Here is a 20,146-nt window from a genome sequence, read left to right as displayed (position 1 = left end):
ATGATAATTCCGGCGATGGTTCTTAAATGGCAGGCGGCCTGGTCGAGCCTCGACCCGGACAAGGTCGCCGCCCTCTATGCCGATGACGCCACCCATATGAGCGCCGCCGTGACCGCGCGCATGAAGCGCGCCGATGGAACGCTTCATGGCCCCGCCGAACTGCGCGCCTATGCGGCGGAAGTCGCGAAAGTGCTCACAAGCTTCCGCGCCGACATAACCAGCGTCATCGCCGAAGGAACGGATGAGGAAGGCCGCGCCGCCATCGAATACTGGCGCGTGGTGAATGACGACGAGGCGGCGCGAAAGCGCGTTGCCGAAATCCTCGAATGGAAAGGTGGCAAGCTCACCGCCTGCCGCGTGTTTCACTTCTAGGCTGCTTCCCCGGCCTCGCGGCGCTTCGGCATGAAGCGCGACACGCGTTCGATCAGCATGGTGGCGTCCGCCAGTCTCCTGTCGAGCACGGCCATGGTCTTCGACTGATCGTCATCATCCTCGAGCCAGGTGTTGAACGCCGAAGCCCAGATGAGTGCGAGGCCCCTCGCCCGCAAGGCGCCTGCGAAGCCGGACGAGTCGATACCTGCGGCTTCGAGCATCCAGCTCATGGATTGCAGCATCGGCCGCGCCAGCACGGCGGAAGAAAGCGGCTCGCGCTTCATGTCCTCGGCAATGCGCTTCAGCGCCTTCTTTTCCGGCGCCATCGCATCGAAGCGCATCATCAGCACATCGAACAGCCGGTCGCGCGCGCTTTCGCTGTCCATATCTTCGGCGGAGGCTTCATCCAGCACCCGCGCGTCGATCCGCCTGCCATAGGCGGCGAGAATGGCGGTCCTGGACGGGAAATGCGCCGGCATTTCCGAAAGTTTCAGCTTCGCCGCCTTCGCAATATCGGCAAGCGTCAGGTCTCGCCAGCCTTGTGCGGCGGCGAGCTTCATCGCGGCATTGATGATTTTCTCTTCCGGGTCGCTCTTGCGGGCCATGTTGTTCTCCTGTCGGACAGAACATAGGCCCCGTAAGGCCCGATGGCGAGCCTACTTGCCAAGCTCGCGCGCCCGGTCCCGCGCCGCCGTTGCCGCCCGGCGCATCAGCGGCGACAAGCCGCCCTCGCCCATCAGCACATCAAGGGCCGCCGCGGTCGTGCCGCCCGGCGAGGTCACATTGGCGCGGAGTTCGGAGGCAGGTTCGGGCAGCCGGTGCAGCATCTCGCCCGCGCCGCTGACCGTCTCGCGCGCAAGCTTCATTGCAAGCGCCTGATCGAGCCCCAGCGCCTCACCCGCCGCCGCAAGACATTCGACGAGATGGAACACATAGGCAGGCCCGCTGCCCGAAATCGCCGTCACCGCGTCGATAAGGCCCTCGCTTTCGACCCAGCCGACTTCGCCCACCGCCGCGAGCAGCCCATCGGCCAGCGCGCGCTGTTCCGCCGTCACATGCCGGTTCGCATGGGCAACCGTGACGCCCCGCCCCACGGCGGCTGGCGTATTCGGCATGGCGCGGATTGCGGCCACATCGGCGCCGAGCAGTTCCTCCAGCCGCTGAAGTCCCGTCCCCGCCGCGATCGACAAAAACACGGTCGCGGGCCCGACCAGCGGCTTGAGTTCCGGCAGCACAGCGCCCATCGCCTGCGGCTTCACCGCAATCAGCACCAGCGCAGGCTGCGCCGCCGCAATCTCCTCGACCGGCGCATTGAGCTTCAGCCCCTTCGCCCCAAGCGCGCGGATCTCGTCCGTGGCCTGCGGCTCGCGCACATACACGAGCGAGGGCGAAAGCCCGCCCTGAAGCCAGCCGGAAAGCAGCGCACTGCCCATCTTGCCCGCACCCACCAGTACAAGCGGACGCTCGATCGAAACTGTCATCTCTGGAACCGTCTTCTGAGGAAACCGTCGGCGCGTCAGGCGCTTCCCTGCGTTTCGAACATGGCAGCGGCAATGGCCTCCTCGGCCGATTTCCCCGCCCACATCACGAATTGCAGCGCCGGATAATAGCGTTCGCAGGCTTCCACGGCGAGCCGAAGCAGCGCCTCGCATTGTTCGGGCGTTGCCGCCGCCCCGCCGCAGAGCAGCAAGCTGTTGCGGTAAAGCACCGCGCCCTCATCCGACCAGATGTCGAAATGGCCGGACCAGAGCTGCTCGTTGATGAGGGTAATGAGGTGGCGCACCACAGGCCGCTTTTCCGGCGGCACCTTGAGGTCCAGCGTGCAGGCGACATGAAGGCCGGAAATATCGTTCCGCCAGTTAAGCGACAGCTGATAGTCCCGCCACTCGCCCGCGACGCAGATATTCAGCTCATCCTCATGGCTTCGCTCGAAGAACCAGTCGCGGATAGAGGCGACTTGTTCGAGTAGATCAAGCGGATTGCCGTCGAATTCTTCGGCTTCGGCGACAGAGCCTGACATTCATCACCCCGCTCGGGTTGCCCGCTAGAACCGGAGGTTACCCGCCGGACCCTACATCTAGTGGGCTGCCCGCCCCTTGAATACCAGACAACCGTGCCCGACACATTGAGTCGGTGCAACCCTCGGCGGTCCGATAGGTGGGGAAATCCGGGCCGAATCTGTGGATGAAGCAGGCGGCCTCAGTCGTCCGCGCTTGCGGCCTTCCTGGCGGCCTTTTTCGACGCAGCCGCCTCGAGCGCCTCGATCCGCGCCTTCAGCGCCTCGTTCTCCTCGCGGGCAAGCTGCGCCATGGCGCGCACCGCCTCGAACTCCTCGCGCGTCACAAGGTCCATATCGGCGATGAGCCGCTCGGCCTGCCCCTTGATGACCGTCTCGATCTCCTGCCTGACACCCTGCGCGGCGCCCGCCGCATTGGTGAAAAGCCGGCCAAGCTCGTCGAAAATCCGGTTCTGGGTCTGGGTCATGGGCTGCTCCGCTTACGATGCTTCGGTGGCAACATAGTCGTAGCGCGCGCGAAAAGCGAACCCACCCGGAGGCCTCATGCTAGAGTTCCGCCACCGCCGCCCCCGGACCGATGGACACATGGCAAAAGACAGGAAAACGGACCTGCCCGCAGGCATCCGCGATGCGCTGAGCGCCATTGCGAGCGGCAAGCCGCTGTTCGCCCGCAAGGATGCGGAGAGCACGCGGCCTTCGGACACTCTGCTCGCAATCGACAGCGTCCGCGCGCGCACGCTCGCCGCCGCCATGCAGATCCTCGCCGAAAAGGGCGTCGCCGCCTTGAGCCTGCGTGCCATTGCCGACAGCGCCGGCATCGGCCTCACCTCGATCTATCACTACTTCGCCAGCAAGGAAGAATTGCTGCTGCAGCTGGCGCTCACAGGCTTCCACGACCTGCAGCGCGAAATCGAGCATTTCCGCACCCTGCCGGAACACGCCCCGCCCATGCGCGCCGCTGCGCGGGCCTTCTTCAATTTCGTGCTGGCCCACCCCGCTCTCGCCACGCTGATGTTCGACGAGCATCTGATGGCCCAGCATGGCGCGCTACGCGAGGCGGAACTTGCGACGATTGCCGCCTATCGCGCCTCGATGGAAGAGGACGACCGCCTGCCGCCAGAACATCAGGAAAATGCCGCCCATGCGATCTGGGCGATGGGACGCGGCATCGCAGCCATCATCGCATCCTACCCGCCCGGTGAAATTCCGCCCGAACGGATCGAAAAACTGCTGACAGGCGCCGCCTTCCTGATCGACCGCACCGCCTGATCGGGACGGAAAGCCGCAGCGTTCCCGCAATTTCCGGCATTGCAGAACGCTGTTCGAATGCCCGGAATGCCGCTCCAGTACCCGCATCAGACCGGAGGAATCATATTATGAACGAGCAGGTTTCAAAGAAGGCTCTCGACCGCGAGGCGGCTTACGCCCAGCCACTCGAAACGCTGAACCCCGCGCAGCCGGCGCTGTTCGAGGCCGATGCGGTGCTTCCCTATTTCGAGCGTCTGCGCGCCGAAGACCCGGTCCATTTCACGCCGGAAAGCGACTATGGCCCCTATTGGTCGATCACCAAATATAACGACATCATGGCTGTCGACACGAACCATCAGGTGTTTTCGTCCGACTACATGAAGGGCGGCATCACCATCAGCGGCGGCCAGGAAAATTTCGAGCCGCTGCCCATGTTCATCGCCATGGACCCGCCGCGCCACGACGTGCAGCGCAAGGCAGTCAGCCCCGCCGTCGCCCCCTCAGCGCTGGCGCAGATGGCGCCGCAGATCCGCGAACGCGCGGCAGGCATTCTCGACAACCTGCCGATCGGAGAGGAATTCGACTGGGTCGACCTCGTCTCGAAGGAACTTACCGCGATGACGCTGGCGACGCTGTTCGGCGCGCCGCAGGAAGACCGCCGCAAGATCACCTACTGGTCGGATGTCGTCACAGCCATTCCGGCACCGGGCGGCCTTGTCGAAACCTTCGAGCAGAAGCTTGAAATCTTCGGCGAGTATTCGACTTATTTCAACAATCTCTGGAACGAGAAGGTCAACGCCGAGCCGGTGGGCGACCTTATTTCCATGCTCGCCCATCACCCCGAGACGCGGAACATGGAACCGCGCGAATATTTCGGCAATGTCGTGCTGCTGACCGTCGGCGGCAACGACACGACACGGAATACCATCTCCGGCTCCATTCTAGCGCTCAACCAGAACCCGGACCAGTTCGCAAAGCTCCGCAACGATCCCTCGCTCGTCACGCCGATGGTGTCCGAGACGATCCGCTGGCAGACGCCGCTCGCGCATATGCGCCGCACCGCGAACCGCGACATCGACTTCCAGGGCAAGAAGATCCGCGAGGGCGACAAGGTCGTCATGTGGTACCTTTCGGGCAACCGCGACGATGAAGTCATCGAGCGTCCGAACGACTACATCATCGACCGCGCCCGGCCGCGCCAGCACATCTCCTTCGGCTTCGGCATCCATCGCTGCGTCGGCAACCGCCTCGCCGAACTGCAGCTCACGATCATCTGGGAAGAAATCCTGAAGCGCTTCCCGGAAATCATCGTCACCGCTGAACCGAAGCGCAGCTATTCCACCTTCGTGCGCGGCTATGAATCGATGAAGGTTCTGATTCCGACGAAGAACTGACGCCACCAGGCGGCATATCGAACGATATGGGCGGCCAGTTGGCCGCCCGAACTGTTTGAAGCGGAGCCTGCATTTGCGGCCCACCTGCCCCATTCCTTGACTTGAGGCACGGCCACGCCACACTGGCGCGCATCGCCAGAGCCGAAAGCCGGAGCCTCATGCCCTTTCCCGATATTGACCCCATCCTGATCCAGATTGGCCCCTTCGCCATCCGCTGGTATGCGCTCGCCTATATCGCGGGCCTCATCCTCGGCTGGCGCTATGTCGCGATGCTCGCCGAAGCGGGTCGCCTCTGGCCGGAAAAGTCGCCCATCACGAAAACCGATGCCGACGACATGCTGCTCTGGGTGGCGCTCGGCGTCATTCTCGGCGGCCGCCTCGGCTATGTCGTCTTCTACAATCCGGGCCACTATCTCTGGCACCCGGTTGAAATTCTCTATGTCTGGCAGGGCGGCATGAGCTTCCACGGCGGCGCTGCGGGCGTACTCGCGGCGTTGTATCTGTTCGCGCGCTCACGCAAGCTGCCGCTCATCTCATTGATGGACGTGACGAGCGCCGCCGCCACCATCGGTCTCTTTTTCGGCCGCATCGCAAACTTCATCAATGCCGAACTGTGGGGCCGCGTCACCGATGTGCCCTGGGGCGTCGTCTTTCCGAATGGCGGCCCGCTGCCGCGCCACCCGAGCCAGCTTTATGAAGCAGCCCTCGAAGGACTTCTCCTCTTTGCCATTCTCTGGTTCCTCATCTGGCGTCTGGGTACGCTGAAGAAGCCCGGTGTCGTGACCGGCGCCTTCGTCTGCGGCTATGGCATCGCCCGCACCTTCGTCGAATTCTTCCGCGAGCCCGATGCGCAGATCGGTTATCTGGCGGGCGGATGGCTGACGATGGGCATGGTGCTGTCGATCCCCATGGCGCTGGCCGGCGCAGCGCTGATGTGGTTTGCCGCCACCCGCGCCGCAGAACCCGCACGGAAGAAATGAACGGCGCGAATCTCCGCGATCACCTCATTCGCCTGATCGGCGAAACGGGGCCACTGCCGCTCTCGCACTACATGGCGCTCGCGCTCGGCCATCCCGAGCATGGCTACTACATGACGCGCGATCCACTGGGCAGCGCGGGCGACTTCACCACCGCGCCGGAGGTGAGCCAGATGTTCGGCGAGCTGGTCGGCCTGTGGCTCGCCGACCGCTGGATCGCAAGCGGCAGCCCCGCCCCTTTCGCGCTTGCCGAACTCGGTCCCGGCCGCGGCACACTGATGGCAGATGCGTTGCGCGCCATGCGCGCCGTGCAGGGAATGACGGAAGCGGCCTCCGTCCATTTCGTCGAGACGAGCCCCGCCCTGCGCGAAGCGCAACGTAGCCGCGTGCCGCAGGCCGAATGGCATGCCGCAATCGGCGAACTGCCCGCTCTGCCGCTCTTCCTCATTGCCAATGAATTTTTCGACGCGCTTCCCATCACGCAATATCAGCGCACGGAACGCGGCTGGTGCGAACGCTGCGTCGACTACCGCGATGGAAAATTCACGCCTGTCCTCCCGCCCGTTGCCGCCGCAAACGACAAGGCGCTGGCTGCAAATGTGCGAAGTGCGCCCATCGGTTCCATTGCCGAAACATGCCCCGCCGCCACCGCTATTGCCGAAGACATCTCCGCCCGCATCGCCCGGCACGGCGGCGCGGCCCTCATCATCGACTATGGCTACGCGAAAAGCGCAGCAGGCGACACGCTGCAGGCGCTGCGGAACCATCGCTTCGCTGATCCCTTCGATGCGCCGGGCGAGGCGGACCTCACCGCCCATGTCGATTTCGAGGCGCTTGCCCATGCCGTCCGCCGTGGCGGCGCGGAACCGCACGGCCCCATAGAACAAGGCGCCTTCCTTGAGGCGCTCGGCATCGCCGCCCGCGCCGAACGCCTCTCACGAAACGCAACAGCAGCACAGAAACGCGATATCGAGGCCGCACTTGCGCGGTTGACCGGCGCGCAGGAGATGGGCAGCCTCTTCAAGGTGCTGGGGATCACCCCGCCGGGCGCAGACGCGCCTGCCGGTTTCGCATGAGGAACGAACAATGCTGACGGCGAAACCCCTCGATGTACTCTCGCATATCCGCCACGGCTTTTTCACCCGCGAGGACGGCGTCTCGAAAGGCATCTATGCCTCGCTGAATTGCGGCTATGGCTCTGACGATGTGCCCGAAAACGTCCGCGAAAACCGCGCCCGCGTGGCGGAGAAGTTGAGCGTCGAGCGCGAGAAACTGCTCACCGTCTATCAGATCCACAGCCCCGCGGTCGCCGAGGTAACTGAACCCTGGACACCCGATACCGCACCGCAGGCCGATGCGATGGTGACGGCCACGCACGGTATCGCGCTTGGCATCCTTACCGCAGACTGCGCGCCCGTTCTCTTCGCAGACAAGAAGGCCCGCGTCATCGGTGCCGCCCATGCCGGCTGGAAAGGCGCCGTCACCGGCGTTCTCGAAACGACCATCGAGACCATGCTCCGGCTCGGCGCGGAGCGGCAGAACATTACCGCCGCCATCGGCCCCTGCATCTCGAAGGAAGCCTATGAAGTTGGCCCTGAATTTCATGAGCGGTTCCTGAGCGATAGCGATGCGAATGGCCGCTGGTTCGGGCCCTCGGAACATCCCGGCCACTTCATGTTCGATCTGCCGGGCTATGTCGCATCCCGCCTCGAAGCGTGCGAAATCGGCACGGTGGCGGCGCTCGGCCATTGCACCTATCAGGACGAGAGGCGATTCTTTTCCTTCCGCCGCACCACGCATCGCAAGGAAAAGGACTATGGCCGCCAGATTTCCGCGCTGATGCTCCGCCCGTGAGATCGGGCTGCGAGTTCGCACCCGCCTTCCCGAATCGCGATAAAACCGTAACCGGGTACATCCTGCCTTTCGGGCAGGCAGCGGGACGATACCAGGTGCAATCGGAAACAGAGTCAATGCAAGGCTGGCAGGCGAAAGGACGGGCACTCCGCCGCCTGCGCGCCTGCGCGGTCATTGCCATTCTGGCCAGCGCCGCATGCGTGGACGAGGCAGCCTCGGGCAAGGCCGATGATGTCGCCGCGCCGCCCGCCACCCAGGCCGCCGGCCATGCCGCCGCCCCGGCAAGGGTCGAGATTGTGCCGCTGGAAGCCGCCCGCAGCGCCGATGCGGCAATCTTTGCCACCTATCTCACGCAGGAGACATCGCGCGGCGGCTCGCTTCCCTTCGCCATCGGCGGCGCGCTTGGCGCTGGCGAAGGCGGCGATGGCACCTATCTTGTCGCCGTGATCGACATTGCCGATGAGGCAGGCCGGCCGCTCCACAGGCTCGTCAGCGAGGCAACGCTGGAAGGCAGCGCGGTGGACGAACGCGCGCTGCGCCGCTTCGCCGCCGAAACCGCGGGCAAGATCGCAAAATGGTATGCGGCCTTCACGCCCGGCCCAGCGCCGAGCCTCGCAAATGCGCCCGCGACGCACGATGCCATTGTCACCGGCAGCATTGCCGCCCCGGCACCGGCCGCCTTCACCATTTCCATCGGCCCGGCGCCCGGCGATGGCGCCGCCGCCCTCACCCGCGCCCTCGATGCCGAATTGAAGGAGCGCGCGAAAAACGCCCCCTGGCTCACTGCCCAAAATTTCGTCATCGAAGGCAGCATTGCCACCGCCTCGCGCAGCGACGGCCGCACCGACGTCTCGATCCACTGGCTGGTGAAATCGGCTGAAGGCACGCGGCTCGGCGAAATCCACCAGAAAAACGCGCTCGATGCCGCGCGCATCGCGGGCCGCTGGGGCGAGGTCGCCGAAACCGCGGCGCGTGCCGCCGCCGATGGCGTCGTTGCCGTACTCCAGCCCGCGCCGGAGCGGATCGCCTCCAATGGCTAGGGCGCTGCCCCCATTTGATGCGACCCGTTTTCAGCACAGGTTTGCGTGTTTACACGGGTTGGGCCCCTTGTTAAAACGCGCTCGCGCCGTCACCGGACCTTCATCCAGGGGCGGCGTTTTCGGATCGGGGCAGCTTTTCCCGCCATTCGGCACACAGGCAATCGCAGGGACATCGCAATGAAACTCATAGCGGGCAATTCCAACCGGGCCCTTGCCGAAGCCATTGCCGCCTATCTGAACCTGCCGCTCACCAAATCCGTCGTGCGCCGCTTCGCCGACATGGAAGTCTTCGTTGAAATTCAGGAAAACGTCCGCGGCGAGGACGTCTTCGTAATCCAGTCGACCTCCTATCCCGCGAACGACCACCTGATGGAAACGCTGATCATCATGGATGCGCTGCGCCGCGCCTCAGCGCGCCGCATCACGGCGGTGATCCCCTATTTCGGCTATGCGCGGCAGGACCGCAAACCCGGTGCCCGCACGCCCATCTCTGCGAAGCTCGTCGCCAACCTGGTCACCACCGCCGGCGCCGACCGCGTCCTGACCCTCGATCTCCATGCCGGCCAGATCCAGGGCTTCTTCGACATTCCGACAGACAATCTCTTTGCAGCCCCGGTGCTGACCCGCGATATCGAGCAGCACTACAAGACCGGCAATGGCGTCATGGTCGTCTCGCCGGACGTGGGCGGCGTGGTGCGTGCCCGCGCAATCGCAAAGCGCATCGGCGCCGACCTCGCCATCGTGGACAAACGCCGCGAACGCGCGGGCGAATCCGAAGTCATGAACATCATCGGCGATGTTTCGGGCCGTTCCTGCATCCTGGTCGACGACATCGTGGACAGCGCCGGCACCCTCTGCAATGCGGCCGATGCGCTGCTGAAGGCCGGCGCGACCGAAGTCTCCGCCTATGTCACGCATGGCGTGCTGTCAGGCGGCGCGGTCGCCCGCGTCTCCGCCTCGAAGCTCAAGGAACTCGTCATCACGGATTCGATCCAGGCCACCGAGGCCGTCCGCGTCGCGCACAATATCCGCGTCGTCTCCATCGCCCCGCTGATCGGCGAGGCCATGCGCCGCACGGCCGAAGAACGCTCGGTTTCGAGCCTTTTCGACTGATCTCCTAACGTCCCCTACGGGTTGAGTTTTTCCCCCTCAGGCGCTATAAGGCGCGCGATCCCGCACTTCCACACCCCTGGAGGAGACTTGCGGGCTATTTGCCCGGGCCTCTAAGGCCCCGTTTTTATTGGAGAATTTGCTATGGCCGAGTCACTGACGCTCAAGGCCGAGGCGCGCGAGAAAGGCAGCAAGGGGGCTGTCCGTTCGCTCCGCCGCGAAGGCCGCGTCCCCGCCGTCATCTATGGTGACAAGAAGTCCCCCGAGCTCATCACCGTCAGCTACAAGGACGTGACCGCCCTCTACCAGACCGGCACCTTCATGAGCCACACGCTCGATGTCGAGGTCGGCGGCAAGACCGAGCGCGTCATTCCCCGCGACGTGCAGTTCGAACCGGTGCGCGACTTCATCATCCATATCGATTTCCTGCGTCTCGGCAAGAATGCATCCGTCGTCGTCGACGTGCCCGTGCATTTCCACAACCACGAAGCCTCGCCCGGCCTCAAGGCCGGCGGCGTGCTCAATATCGTGCGCCACGAGATCGAACTCGCCTGCCCGGCGGATGCGATCCCCGAGCAGATCGACATCGACCTCACGGGCTACGAGATGGGCGTCTCGATCCACATCTCTGCGGTCACGCTGCCTGCCAATGTGAAGCCGACCATCGCCGACCGCGACTTCACCATCGCGACCATCGCCGCCCCGGCCGCCGTTGTCTCCGCGGACAACGAAGCCAAGGCGGAAGAGAAGGCTGAAGCCAAGGCCGAAACGAAGGCCGATTGATCTTCACTGCCTGAAGGGAGGCGGCGATGATCCTGCTCGTCGGTCTTGGAAATCCGGGCGAGAAATACGCACGGAACAGGCACAATGTCGGATTCATGGCGGCGGACGCGATCGTCCGCCGCCATTCCTTTTCCCCATCGCGCGCGCGCTTTCAAGGGCTCGTCTGCGAAGGCACACTTGCGGGCGAAAAGGCGATCGTGCTGAAGCCCACGACCTACATGAACGAGAGCGGCCGTGCTGTCGGCGAGGCGATGCGCTTCTACAAGCTCACCCCCGCCGATATCGTCGTCTTTTACGATGAACTCGATCTCGAAGCGGGCAAGGTCCGCATGAAGACGGGCGGAGGTGCGGCAGGTCATAACGGCATCCGCTCCATCGCCACCCATATCGGGCCGGAGTTCCGCCGTGTGCGCATCGGCATCGGCCACCCAGGCGACAAGGAGCGTGTGCTCGGCCATGTGCTCGGCGATTTCGCCAAGGCGGATGCAGCCTGGGTCGAACCCATGCTGGACGCCATGGCGGATGCAGCACCGCTCCTCGCCCAGGGCAAGGACGCGACATTCGCAAACAAGGTTCACCTCGCGCTCAATCCTGAGCCCGAGAAGAAGAAATCGAAGCAGCAAGACAGCGACGGAGAGTAACGGGTCATGGGTTTCAAATGCGGCATTGTCGGACTGCCCAATGTCGGCAAGTCCACGCTGTTCAACGCGCTGACGCAGACGGCAAGCGCGCAGGCCGCGAACTATCCCTTCTGCACCATCGAGCCGAATGTCGGCGAAGTGGCGGTTCCCGATCCACGCCTCGACAAGCTCGCCTCCATCGCCAAAAGCAAGGAAATCATTCCCACGCGCCTCACCTTCGTCGATATTGCGGGCCTTGTGAAAGGCGCATCGAAGGGCGAAGGCCTCGGCAACCAGTTCCTCGCCAATATCCGCGAAGTGGACGCCATCGCCTATGTGCTGCGCTGCTTCGTCGATGACGACATCACCCATGTCGAAAACCGCATCGACCCGCTCGCCGATGCCGAGATCGTCGAGACGGAACTGATGCTCGCCGATCTCGAAAGCCTGGAAAAGCGCGTCGCCGCCAACGAAAAGAAGGCGAAGGGCGGCGACAAGGATGCAAAGCAGCAGGTCGAGCTGATGAACCTCGCGCTCGCCTATCTGCGCGACGGCCGCCCGGCGCGCATCGCGACCGCCGAGGACAAGGTCTCGGACGAGGACATGAAGGCATGGGAGGGCCTGAACCTCCTCACCTCGAAGCCCGTGCTCTATGTCTGCAACGTTGAAGAAGCCTCCGCCTCGACAGGCAACGACTATTCGAAAGCAGTGGAAGAGCGCGCGAAGGCGGAAGGCGCGCAATCGGTCGTGATTTCCGCCCGCATCGAGGAAGAAGTGGCACAGCTTCCGCCCGCCGACCGCGACGAATATCTGGAAACCCTGGGCCTCACCGAGCCCGGCCTCTCCCGCCTCATCCGCGCGGGCTATGCGCTTCTCGACCTCATCACCTATTTCACGGTCGGACCGAAGGAAACCCGCGCCTGGACCATCACCAAGGGCACTCGGGCACCGGCGGCTGCCGGCGTCATCCACACGGATTTCGAAAAGGGTTTCATCCGTGCAGAGACGATTTCCTATGACGACTATGTATCGCTGAACGGCGAACAGGGCGCCAAGGATGCCGGCAAGATGCGTCTCGAAGGCAAGGACTACATCGTCGCCGACGGCGACGTGATGCACTTCCGCTTTGCGAATTGAGCGAGGGGCCTGCGCCCCTCAACTCACCTCTTCGAGAAACCTCTCGAACAGCGGATTGAAAACCTCCGGCGCCTCCCAGAATGGCGCGTGACCCAATCCCGGCAGGACGTGCACCTTGCCGTCCCAGAGATTGCGATAGGTCACAGTCTCAAGGAACGCATTGTTCACATAAGGCTCCGCCCCGCCCGTCACGACGGCCAGCGGCTGCGGCGCCTCGCCCGCAATCTTCCGCCCGTCGAGGTCGCGGCCTTCCACCGCCGATTGCAGCATCAGGGGCCGGAAGCGCCCGTCGGCGCGGAGCGATGCCGCCAGCATCCAGGGCTCCATCGGCACCCCCTCGCCGAGCCCGCCCTGCACCTGGGTCCGCGCCTCCTCCTCCGTGAAGTCCGGCTTGAAGGTGAGGCCCATCTTGTCCGACGGCAGGAACGCCTCGCCCATGTCGGCGCCGCCGGCGGGCGGCGTCCCCGTGATCCAGGCAGCGGTGGTGCCCGGCCAGCGCGCCATCATCTCGAGTGCTGCATGGCCGCCAAGCGACCAGCCCATTGCGACCGCCCGCTCGATCTTCAGCGCCTCCAGAAGCGCCATCGCCGCATCGGCAAAGCCGGTGATCGAATAGGTTTTAGCCGGGTCAGGCGCATCCGAGCTCTTGCCATGCCCCGGCAGGTCGAAGGCGATGAACCGGTAGCGCCCCGCCATCGGCGCAGAAAACTGCCGCCCGAACATCTCCTTGCAGGAGGAGTTGCCGTGAATCAAGAGCACCGCCGGGCCCTTGCCCCCGCTCTCCACCCAGGCGAGCCGCCCATGCGCCGTCTCCGCGAAACCCTCTTTCATCCCGCCTCTCCTCATTTTTGTCCCCCAAATTCGTGACGGGGGCGTCATTTATTTTGCTTCCCTTAACCCCAGCGCCTATATTGGTACCCAAGGACGGCTGAGCCGGGTTTGGAGGAACCATGACGAACAAGATCACGACGAATATCACGGTCGATGCGGCCTACGAAGCGGTCGCGCCCGACGATTTCCCCGCCATGATGGAAGTGGACCGCTACGGCAAGCGCTCCACCGCCTTCGACAAGATCATTTCCGCGACCCATGACCATTTCTGGGACCCGCAGGATCCGAAATATGTCGATTTCTCCGCGCCTTTCGACATGGAGAATGAGTACCTCATCGATCCCGAGCAGAACACCGACCTGAAAACGGCGGTGAAGGACAAGCTCGACGAGAAGCAGAAGATCAAGCTCGTCAACATGGACGTGCAATGGGCGCTCTCCTCGATCCTGCACGGCGAAGCGGGCGCGCTCGCCCTTTCGGCGTCGCTCTGCCACATCCTCAAGGACCCCGGCGCGCAGGAATATGCCGCGAACCAGACCCGCGAAGAAGCGCGCCATGTCGCCGGCTTCTCGAACTACATCAAGGCCCGCTGGGGCAAGCCCGTGCCCGTGGGCCCGGCGCTCGGCAACATCCTGACGGAGCTCGTCAACTCGCCGCTCGTCTGGAAGAAGCTCGTTGGCATGCAGATGCTGGTCGAAGGCCTCGCCATGGGCGCCTTCGCCTCCTTCTACAAATGGGGCCGCGACCCCCTGATGGTGAAGCTGATGCAGCTCACCATGACGGACGAGGCCTTCCATCACAAGTTCGGCAAGATCTGGGCCGATCGCACAATCCCGAACCTCAATGAAGAGCAGCGCAACGCCATCGAGGACTGGGCATGGGAAGTCTTCCAGGTGCTTCTCTATAACCTCGGCAGCCCCGAGCAGAAGAAGCACATCTATGCCGCAGTCGGTCTCGACTGGGAATGGGTGCAGGGCGCCTTCATGGAAGCGCTGACGGACAAGCACATCCGCGAAAGCATGCAGGAAAGCTCCAACATCTTCCGCGTGCTGATCAAGACGCTGCTCAAGGCCGGTATCATCACCGACCGCACCTCGATGAACTACGCCGCCTTTATTGACATGAAGGAGCTCTATGGCGAAGGCGACCGCATGATCGGCGACGACATCGCCGAAGAAGGCATCAAGTTCCTGCGCCAGCTCAACGGCCAGGGCGGCGGCGCCTACTCACTCGACAAGATGTCGGCTGCGGAATAACGCACACGTCGCAGAAACGCATCGGGGCGGCAACTCCGGTTGCCGCCCTTTTTGTTTCTCACCCCCGCATCAGCCCCTCGATGATCCGGTCGAGCCCCGCCGCGTAGGAAGCCCTCGCGGCTTCCGGGTCTTCCGCCGCGGCGATGCCGAGTGCGGCCTGTTGCAGCGCGCCGGAGAGGAGTTCGTTGAGCGAGGGCATTTCGCTTTCGGCGATGAGCCCCTCCTCCACCAGATGCCGGAGCGCATGATCGAGAAAGAGCGTAGAGAGCGGCGCCTGCAGCGCCTTCCAGTCGCCAAGTCCAAGCACTGCCGGCCCCTCGATCAGAAAGAGGCGGCGCACTTCCGGTTCCGCATAGATGCCGAGCAATACGCGGGCGCCGACCTGCAGGTCCTCGCGGTCATGCCCGATCCGCGCCATCGTCTCCTCATAGAGACGCTGGCCGATCTCCGGCAGCATCTCTTCCAGCACCGCGCGGAAGAGATCGCGTTTATCCGCAAACTGATGATAAAGCGCGCCGCGCGTCACCCCCGCCTCGCGCACCACCTCCTCCGTGCCGACATCGGCATAGCCCCTCTCGGCAAAGAGCCGCCGTGCCGCCGCGATCAGCTTCACGCGGTTGCGGGAGGGTTTCTTGGCAGGCGCGGTGCGAAGTGAGGACATGAATCGGGATGCTTTCATACAGCTTGTATGATTTTTAAAACTCGGCTATAAAATCATACACGCTGTATGAAAATTCCGGAACCGCAACGATGGCCGACGCCCGCTCCCGCCCCTACTGGCTCTTCCCCGCGACCCTCGCAGGCGCCGCCTTCATCGCTGGCCTGAGCTTCGGCATCTGGGGCATGGGGAGCGACGGCCTGCAGCACTTCACGCGCTATACGGCCCGATTTGCCTTCCTGATCTTCATCGTTGCTTTCTCGGCTGGCGCCCTCGCCCAGCTTTTCCCTTCGGATGGCACGCGCTGGCTGCGGCGCAACCGGCGCTATATCGGCCTTTCCTTTGCGCTCGCCCATTTCATCCATCTGGGCGCGCTGACAGGCTTTTTCGTCTCGATCGGCGAGGTGCCGGACGTGGTGACGATCACCGGCGGCGGCATGGCCTATGTCTTCGTCTCGCTGATGGCCATCACCTCCAATGACTGGTCGGTACGCACACTTGGGCCCGCGGCTTGGCGGCGGCTCCACCTGATTGGCAGCTATTACATCTGGCTGATTTTCATGAATTCCTATATCGGCCGCATCGCCCGCGAAGCGCCGCCCGAGCCGCGCATCATTTTCATCGCCACCGCCGCGCTCGGCTTTGCCGCACTCGGCCTTCGCATAGCCGCCTGGGCGAAAAGACGGCGGAAATCAGCGCCCGTAGCGGCCTGAACGATCACGCGGAATTGTTCCGCTGACGCTGCGTCATCCGTGCTAGCCTTTCCACCGGTGTGATCGTTCCAGGGGCTACCCGGAATGCACGGCACGGATGGCGCAATCGCAAAGGCAATGCGCGCGGCAGGCCTCGGTCTGCTGATCCTTCTGCTCGTGCCCGCGCCCTCCGCATCCAACATTTTCGGCAATGACGACCGCCGCGACATCCGTCCCGATGACGGCATGAGCGGCGTCGGCACTATCGTCTGCGAGGGCACGACGCGCCGCCCCGTCGGCGCACTGATTGCCGATCCCGAGCGCCATGTCGTGGCCCGTTTCGACGTGATCGTCACGGTAGCCCATGCCTTTGTCGGGCCGGGTGGCAGCTTCCTGACCGATTGCGAATTCCATGTCGGCGCCGACGCCACCCGCGCCGCGCGCATCACTTTCCTCAAGACCGGCGCCGTGAAGCTCTATCGCAACTGGCACAATGACTGGGCGGTCGCTGTGCTCGACCGCCGCCTGCCTGAAGCGCTTGACCGCCTCGTTCCCCGCGTACTCGGCGAGGCAGATGCCAATACGCTGCGCGCCAATGGCGCGACCTTCCTTCTTGCCGGGCACAATGGCGAGCGTGGGCCGCTTCAGGTGTCGGACAAATGCGGGCCGATGCCGAAGCGCTTTTCCGATCTCAACGGCTTCGACCAGCGCGTCTTCAATCATGATTGCGACATGATGCCGGGCTGGTCCGGCGGGCCGCTGGTCCTGCGCGAAAAAGGAGTCTCCTATCTCGTCGCCGTGAACTCGACGCAGCTCAACGCCATTACCCATATTTCCGGCCGCCCCTATAACGGCCGCATGAACCCCAACACCGCCGTGCGCGTCGACGGGCCTTTCCGCGACGTCATCGAACAGGTACTGAGGACAGGTGCCCCCGGCACCTCGGTCGCCTGCCTTGTCGCCAGTGCCGAAGGCGGCCCCGGCCTGCCCTGCTGACCCGCTCTTGCGGATGACCGCTCCGCATTTCCCTCCTATAGTACGCCGCAAAAGAATTGGCCGACCGCCCGGCAAAGAGGCGGCGGCACTCAACATCTGTCTGGGAGGACTAGAATGCCTTGGAACCTCGGGGACATCCTCGACGCCATTTCGCCTGTGCTGCCGCAAGACGCGCCCGCCTTCGTGCACGGCAAACGCCGCATCACCTGGGGCGAAACCACAAAGCGCAGCAATAATCTTGGCCGCGCGCTGATCGAGCGCGGCGCAAAAGCCGGCGACAAGGTTGCCTTCTATATGCGCAACCGGCCGGAGTACATGGAAACGCTCGCCGCCTGCTACAAGGCACGGCTGACCCATGTGAACGTGAACTACCGCTACAAGCCGGATGAAGTCTTCTACATCTTCGACAATTCGGATGCGCAGACCGTCGTCTATGGCAGCGAGTTCCGCGACGTGATCGAGGAAATCCGCCCGCGGCTCAACAAGGTCGGCACCTTCGTTGAAGTGAATGACGGCGGCGAAATCGCCCCCTTTGCAGAACGCTTCGAAGACCTCGCCACGCAAGGCAGCGGCGAGCAAGTGGACATCAAGCGTTCGCCCGACGACATGCTGTTCATCTATACGGGCGGCACCACCGGCATGCCCAAAGGTGTGATGTGGACGCATGACGACCTGCGCGAAGTGCAGCTTGCGGCTCTGCGCCGCCTCGGCCCCGTGCCGGAAACGCTGGAGGCACTCGTCGCCTCGATCAAGGAAGTCGGTCCGGCCGGCCCGATGATCCCTGCCTGCCCGCTGATGCATGGCACCGGCCTTCTCACCGCGAATGGCAACATGCTCTCCGGCGGCTGCGTCGTGACGCTCGACAGCGTCTCGCTCGAACCGCATGAGCTTTGGGAAGCGGTCGACCGCAACAAGGTGCAGCAGGTTGCAATCGTCGGCGATGCCTTCGCAAAGCCGATGCTGCGCGCGCTGGAAGAGGCACCCGGTAAATACGATCTCTCCTCCATCGTCACCATCATCTCTTCCGGCGTTATGTGGTCGACGGAGGTGAAGCGCGGCCTCCTGCAGCACATGCCGAACGCCATCATGACCGACAGCTTCGGTGCCTCCGAGGCAGTTGGCCTCGGCTCTTCGCTGATGACCAAGGATGGCGAGGTTGCCACCGCCAAGTTCCAGATCGGCGAACGCTGCAAGGTCTTCGACGAGAACGACGAGCCGGTCGTGCCGGGCTCGGGCAAGCCGGGCTTCATCGCGCTCGGTGCGCCGATCCCCGTCGGCTATTACAAGGACCCGGAAAAGAGCGCCAAGACCTTCAAGACGGTGCGCGGCGAACGCTATTCGATTCCCGGCGACTGGTGCCTCGTGGAGCCGGACGGCACGCTGACGCTGCTCGGTCGAGGTTCGGTCTGCATCAACACCGCAGGCGAGAAGGTCTACCCGGAAGAGGTCGAGGAAGTGCTGAAGACGCATCCCGCCGTCGAGGACGCGCTGGTCGTCGGCCTGCCGGACGAGAAATGGGGACAGGCCGTCACCGGCATCGTGAAGCTCAATCAGGGATCGAGCTTCGACGAGGAAGCCCTGCGCGCCCATGTCCGCGACAAGCTCGCGGGCTACAAGACGCCGAAACGTATCCTGATCGGCATGGTCCCCTTCCGGGCACCTAACGGCAAGGCCGACTACAAGGGTGTAACCGAATTCGCAAAGCGCGAGCTCGGCGTCGCCTGAGCGCGAATGCACTGAATTGAAACGGAAAAGGCCGGTCCCGCAGGACCGGCCTTTTTCAACTTATCCCCGCCCCCGGCCGCCCGCGCTATAAAGCCTGTCGAGCGGATGATTCTACCCTTGCGGACAGGCGCTTTTTGCCGCTTCGCGGTTGCCTGCCAAAGACCGGCTGATATTGTGTCAGCAACAAGAACCGCTTGCAGAAAGAGACGATTATGGAAGCGCTTGAGAAGTTCCGTCAGGAAACCCGAGCCTGGCTCGAAGAGAACTGCCCGCCCACGATGCGGACCCCCATGGCCTCCGAGGACGAGACGGTCTGGGGCGGCCGCAACGCCAAATACAAGAATGCGGAAGCCAAACTCTGGCTCGACCGCATGGCCTCGCGCGGCTGGACCGCGCCAGCCTGGCCGAAGGAATATGGCGGCGGCGGCCTCACCAAAGAGGAAAACCTCGTTCTCCAGCAGGAATTGCGCCGCATCAAGGCGCGCCCGGCGCTGTCGAGCTTCGGCATCTGGATGCTTGGGCCGGCCCTGCTCGAATTCGCCAATGAAGAGCAGAAGAAAGAACATCTGCCGAAGATCGTGCGCGGTGAAATCCGCTGGTGTCAGGGCTATTCGGAACCGGGCGCGGGCTCGGACCTCGCGGGCCTTCAGACGAAATGCGAAGACAGGGGCGACCATTACCTCGTCAACGGCCAGAAGATCTGGACCTCCTATGCCGACAAGGCCGACTGGATTTTCTGCCTCGTCCGCACCGACCCGACGAAGAAGCACGACGGCATCAGCTTCCTGCTTTTCGACATGATGTCGCCCGGCGTGGAAGCCCGCCCGATCAGCATGATCTCCGGCGCCTCGCCGTTCTGCGAAACCTTCTTCACCGATGTGAAGGTGCCGAAGGGCAACCTCGTCGGCGAGCTCAACAAGGGCTGGACCATCGCCAAGCGCCTGCTGCAGCATGAGCGCGAGATGATCTCCGGCATGGGCCTTGGCGGCGTCGGCTCCGGCAGCGGCCTCGGCGGTCTCGATCAGGTGGCGAAAGAATATTTCGGCGAGGTGGACGGCAGGATTGCGAGCCCGCAGCTGCGCGACCACATCACCCGCCAGAAGATGGACTCGAAGGCCTTTGCACTCACCATGCAGCGCTCGATGGAAGAAGCGAAAGCCGGTCAGGGACCGGGCGCCGCAAGCTCGATCTTCAAATATTACGGCACGGAGCTGAACAAGCGCCGCTACGAATTGCTGCTCGAACTGATGGGCACACAGGCGCTCGGCTGGGAAGGCGACGGGTTCAGCGACGATGAAATCGGCATCACGCGCTCCTGGCTCCGCTCCAAGGGCAATTCCATCGAGGGCGGCACCAGCGAAGTGCAGCTGAACGTCGTCTCGAAGCGCGTTCTCGGCCTGCCGGACTGATCGCATGTCAGGGGCGCGCTTCACGGC

The 20,146-nt window shown here is 63.8% G+C and carries 22 protein-coding genes; 16 read left to right on the top strand and 6 right to left on the bottom strand.

Annotated elements, in window-relative coordinates:
* Positions 1–372, top strand: a complete 372-nt coding sequence (locus ACK4FH_RS08810) for a nuclear transport factor 2 family protein (RefSeq protein ID WP_409812769.1) — start codon at positions 1–3, stop codon at positions 370–372.
* Here the strand turns inward: ACK4FH_RS08810 and ACK4FH_RS08805 are convergent.
* The 4 genes from ACK4FH_RS08805 to ACK4FH_RS08790 all read right to left on the bottom strand — a co-directional run bounded on the left by ACK4FH_RS08805 (position 369) and on the right by ACK4FH_RS08790 (position 2,856).
* A complete protein-coding gene (locus tag ACK4FH_RS08805) occupies positions 369–977 on the bottom strand; it encodes a TetR family transcriptional regulator (protein ID WP_409812767.1) in 609 nt (202 codons plus the stop codon). The two genes, ACK4FH_RS08810 and ACK4FH_RS08805, sit on opposite strands and share 4 nt — an antisense overlap.
* 51 nt (positions 978–1,028) lie before the next feature.
* Positions 1,029–1,853, bottom strand: a complete 825-nt coding sequence (proC, locus tag ACK4FH_RS08800) for a pyrroline-5-carboxylate reductase (protein WP_409812766.1) — start codon at positions 1,851–1,853, stop codon at positions 1,029–1,031.
* A gap of 35 nt (positions 1,854–1,888) precedes the next feature.
* Positions 1,889–2,392, bottom strand: coding sequence for a YbjN domain-containing protein (locus ACK4FH_RS08795; RefSeq protein ID WP_409812764.1), 504 nt, complete (start codon positions 2,390–2,392; stop codon positions 1,889–1,891).
* Between the two features lie 179 nt (positions 2,393–2,571).
* Entirely contained in the window at positions 2,572–2,856 is a 285-nt protein-coding gene (locus tag ACK4FH_RS08790) for an accessory factor UbiK family protein (protein WP_409812762.1), read from the bottom strand.
* A 118-nt stretch (positions 2,857–2,974) separates the two neighbouring features.
* Between ACK4FH_RS08790 and ACK4FH_RS08785 the strand changes: the two genes are divergently transcribed.
* From ACK4FH_RS08785 to ychF, 10 genes are all read left to right on the top strand, one after another.
* Positions 2,975–3,658: a TetR/AcrR family transcriptional regulator gene (locus ACK4FH_RS08785; RefSeq protein WP_409812760.1), complete on the top strand. Its 684-nt coding sequence runs from the start codon at positions 2,975–2,977 to the stop codon at positions 3,656–3,658.
* Between the two features lie 107 nt (positions 3,659–3,765).
* The gene (locus ACK4FH_RS08780) at positions 3,766–5,031 is read left to right on the top strand and encodes a cytochrome P450 (protein WP_409812758.1); all 1,266 of its coding nucleotides are present in this window, start codon (positions 3,766–3,768) and stop codon (positions 5,029–5,031) included.
* A gap of 158 nt (positions 5,032–5,189) precedes the next feature.
* Positions 5,190–6,011, top strand: a complete 822-nt coding sequence (gene lgt / locus ACK4FH_RS08775) for a prolipoprotein diacylglyceryl transferase (protein ID WP_409812756.1) — start codon at positions 5,190–5,192, stop codon at positions 6,009–6,011.
* Positions 6,008–7,084 (top strand): class I SAM-dependent methyltransferase, encoded by a 1,077-nt coding sequence (locus ACK4FH_RS08770; protein WP_409812754.1) that lies wholly within the window; start codon positions 6,008–6,010, stop codon positions 7,082–7,084. The genes lgt and ACK4FH_RS08770 overlap by 4 nt, the downstream gene beginning before the upstream one ends.
* A gap of 10 nt (positions 7,085–7,094) precedes the next feature.
* Entirely contained in the window at positions 7,095–7,862 is a 768-nt protein-coding gene (pgeF, locus tag ACK4FH_RS08765; RefSeq protein ID WP_409812753.1) for a peptidoglycan editing factor PgeF, read from the top strand.
* Positions 7,863–7,978: 116 nt separating this feature from the next.
* Complete coding sequence (locus tag ACK4FH_RS08760; protein WP_409812751.1) at positions 7,979–8,902, top strand: hypothetical protein; 924 nt, start codon at positions 7,979–7,981, stop codon at positions 8,900–8,902.
* A 177-nt stretch (positions 8,903–9,079) separates the two neighbouring features.
* Positions 9,080–10,015 (top strand): ribose-phosphate pyrophosphokinase, encoded by a 936-nt coding sequence (locus tag ACK4FH_RS08755; protein ID WP_409812750.1) that lies wholly within the window; start codon positions 9,080–9,082, stop codon positions 10,013–10,015.
* 141 nt (positions 10,016–10,156) lie between these two features.
* Positions 10,157–10,795 (top strand): 50S ribosomal protein L25/general stress protein Ctc, encoded by a 639-nt coding sequence (locus ACK4FH_RS08750; RefSeq protein WP_409812748.1) that lies wholly within the window; start codon positions 10,157–10,159, stop codon positions 10,793–10,795.
* A gap of 26 nt (positions 10,796–10,821) precedes the next feature.
* A complete protein-coding gene (pth, locus tag ACK4FH_RS08745) occupies positions 10,822–11,436 on the top strand; it encodes an aminoacyl-tRNA hydrolase (protein ID WP_409812747.1) in 615 nt (204 codons plus the stop codon).
* A 6-nt stretch (positions 11,437–11,442) separates the two neighbouring features.
* Positions 11,443–12,552 carry a redox-regulated ATPase YchF gene (gene ychF, locus ACK4FH_RS08740; RefSeq protein WP_409812745.1) on the top strand — a complete coding sequence of 370 codons (1,110 nt, stop codon included), beginning with the start codon at positions 11,443–11,445 and terminating at the stop codon, positions 12,550–12,552.
* Between the two features lie 18 nt (positions 12,553–12,570).
* On the opposite strand, the gene ACK4FH_RS08735 is transcribed toward ychF, so the two are convergent.
* The gene (locus ACK4FH_RS08735; protein WP_409812744.1) at positions 12,571–13,383 is read right to left on the bottom strand and encodes an alpha/beta fold hydrolase; all 813 of its coding nucleotides are present in this window, start codon (positions 13,381–13,383) and stop codon (positions 12,571–12,573) included.
* 119 nt (positions 13,384–13,502) lie between these two features.
* Here ACK4FH_RS08735 and ACK4FH_RS08730 point away from each other — a divergent pair, with 119 nt between their 5' ends.
* Entirely contained in the window at positions 13,503–14,639 is a 1,137-nt protein-coding gene (locus ACK4FH_RS08730) for a ferritin-like domain-containing protein (protein WP_409812742.1), read from the top strand.
* Positions 14,640–14,697: 58 nt separating this feature from the next.
* Here the strand turns inward: ACK4FH_RS08730 and ACK4FH_RS08725 are convergent, their stop codons facing one another.
* Entirely contained in the window at positions 14,698–15,300 is a 603-nt protein-coding gene (locus ACK4FH_RS08725; protein WP_409812740.1) for a helix-turn-helix domain-containing protein, read from the bottom strand.
* 89 nt (positions 15,301–15,389) lie between these two features.
* Here ACK4FH_RS08725 and ACK4FH_RS08720 point away from each other — a divergent pair, with 89 nt between their 5' ends.
* The 4 genes from ACK4FH_RS08720 to ACK4FH_RS08705 all read left to right on the top strand — a co-directional run bounded on the left by ACK4FH_RS08720 (position 15,390) and on the right by ACK4FH_RS08705 (position 20,119).
* Entirely contained in the window at positions 15,390–16,010 is a 621-nt protein-coding gene (locus tag ACK4FH_RS08720; protein ID WP_409812738.1) for a hypothetical protein, read from the top strand.
* Between the two features lie 84 nt (positions 16,011–16,094).
* A complete protein-coding gene (locus tag ACK4FH_RS08715; protein ID WP_409812736.1) occupies positions 16,095–16,985 on the top strand; it encodes a trypsin-like serine peptidase in 891 nt (296 codons plus the stop codon).
* Between the two features lie 114 nt (positions 16,986–17,099).
* Positions 17,100–18,710 carry an acyl-CoA synthetase gene (locus ACK4FH_RS08710; protein ID WP_409812735.1) on the top strand — a complete coding sequence of 537 codons (1,611 nt, stop codon included), beginning with the start codon at positions 17,100–17,102 and terminating at the stop codon, positions 18,708–18,710.
* Positions 18,711–18,922: 212 nt separating this feature from the next.
* A complete protein-coding gene (locus ACK4FH_RS08705; RefSeq protein ID WP_409812733.1) occupies positions 18,923–20,119 on the top strand; it encodes an acyl-CoA dehydrogenase family protein in 1,197 nt (398 codons plus the stop codon).
* The last annotated feature ends 27 nt before the right edge of the window (positions 20,120–20,146 follow it).

It is taken from the genome of Parvibaculum sp. (assembly GCF_046297875.1).
Classification (GTDB): Bacteria; Pseudomonadota; Alphaproteobacteria; order Parvibaculales; family Parvibaculaceae; genus Parvibaculum.
Note: the sequence above shows the minus strand (reverse complement) of the source record. Positions and strands in the feature narration are given on the sequence as shown.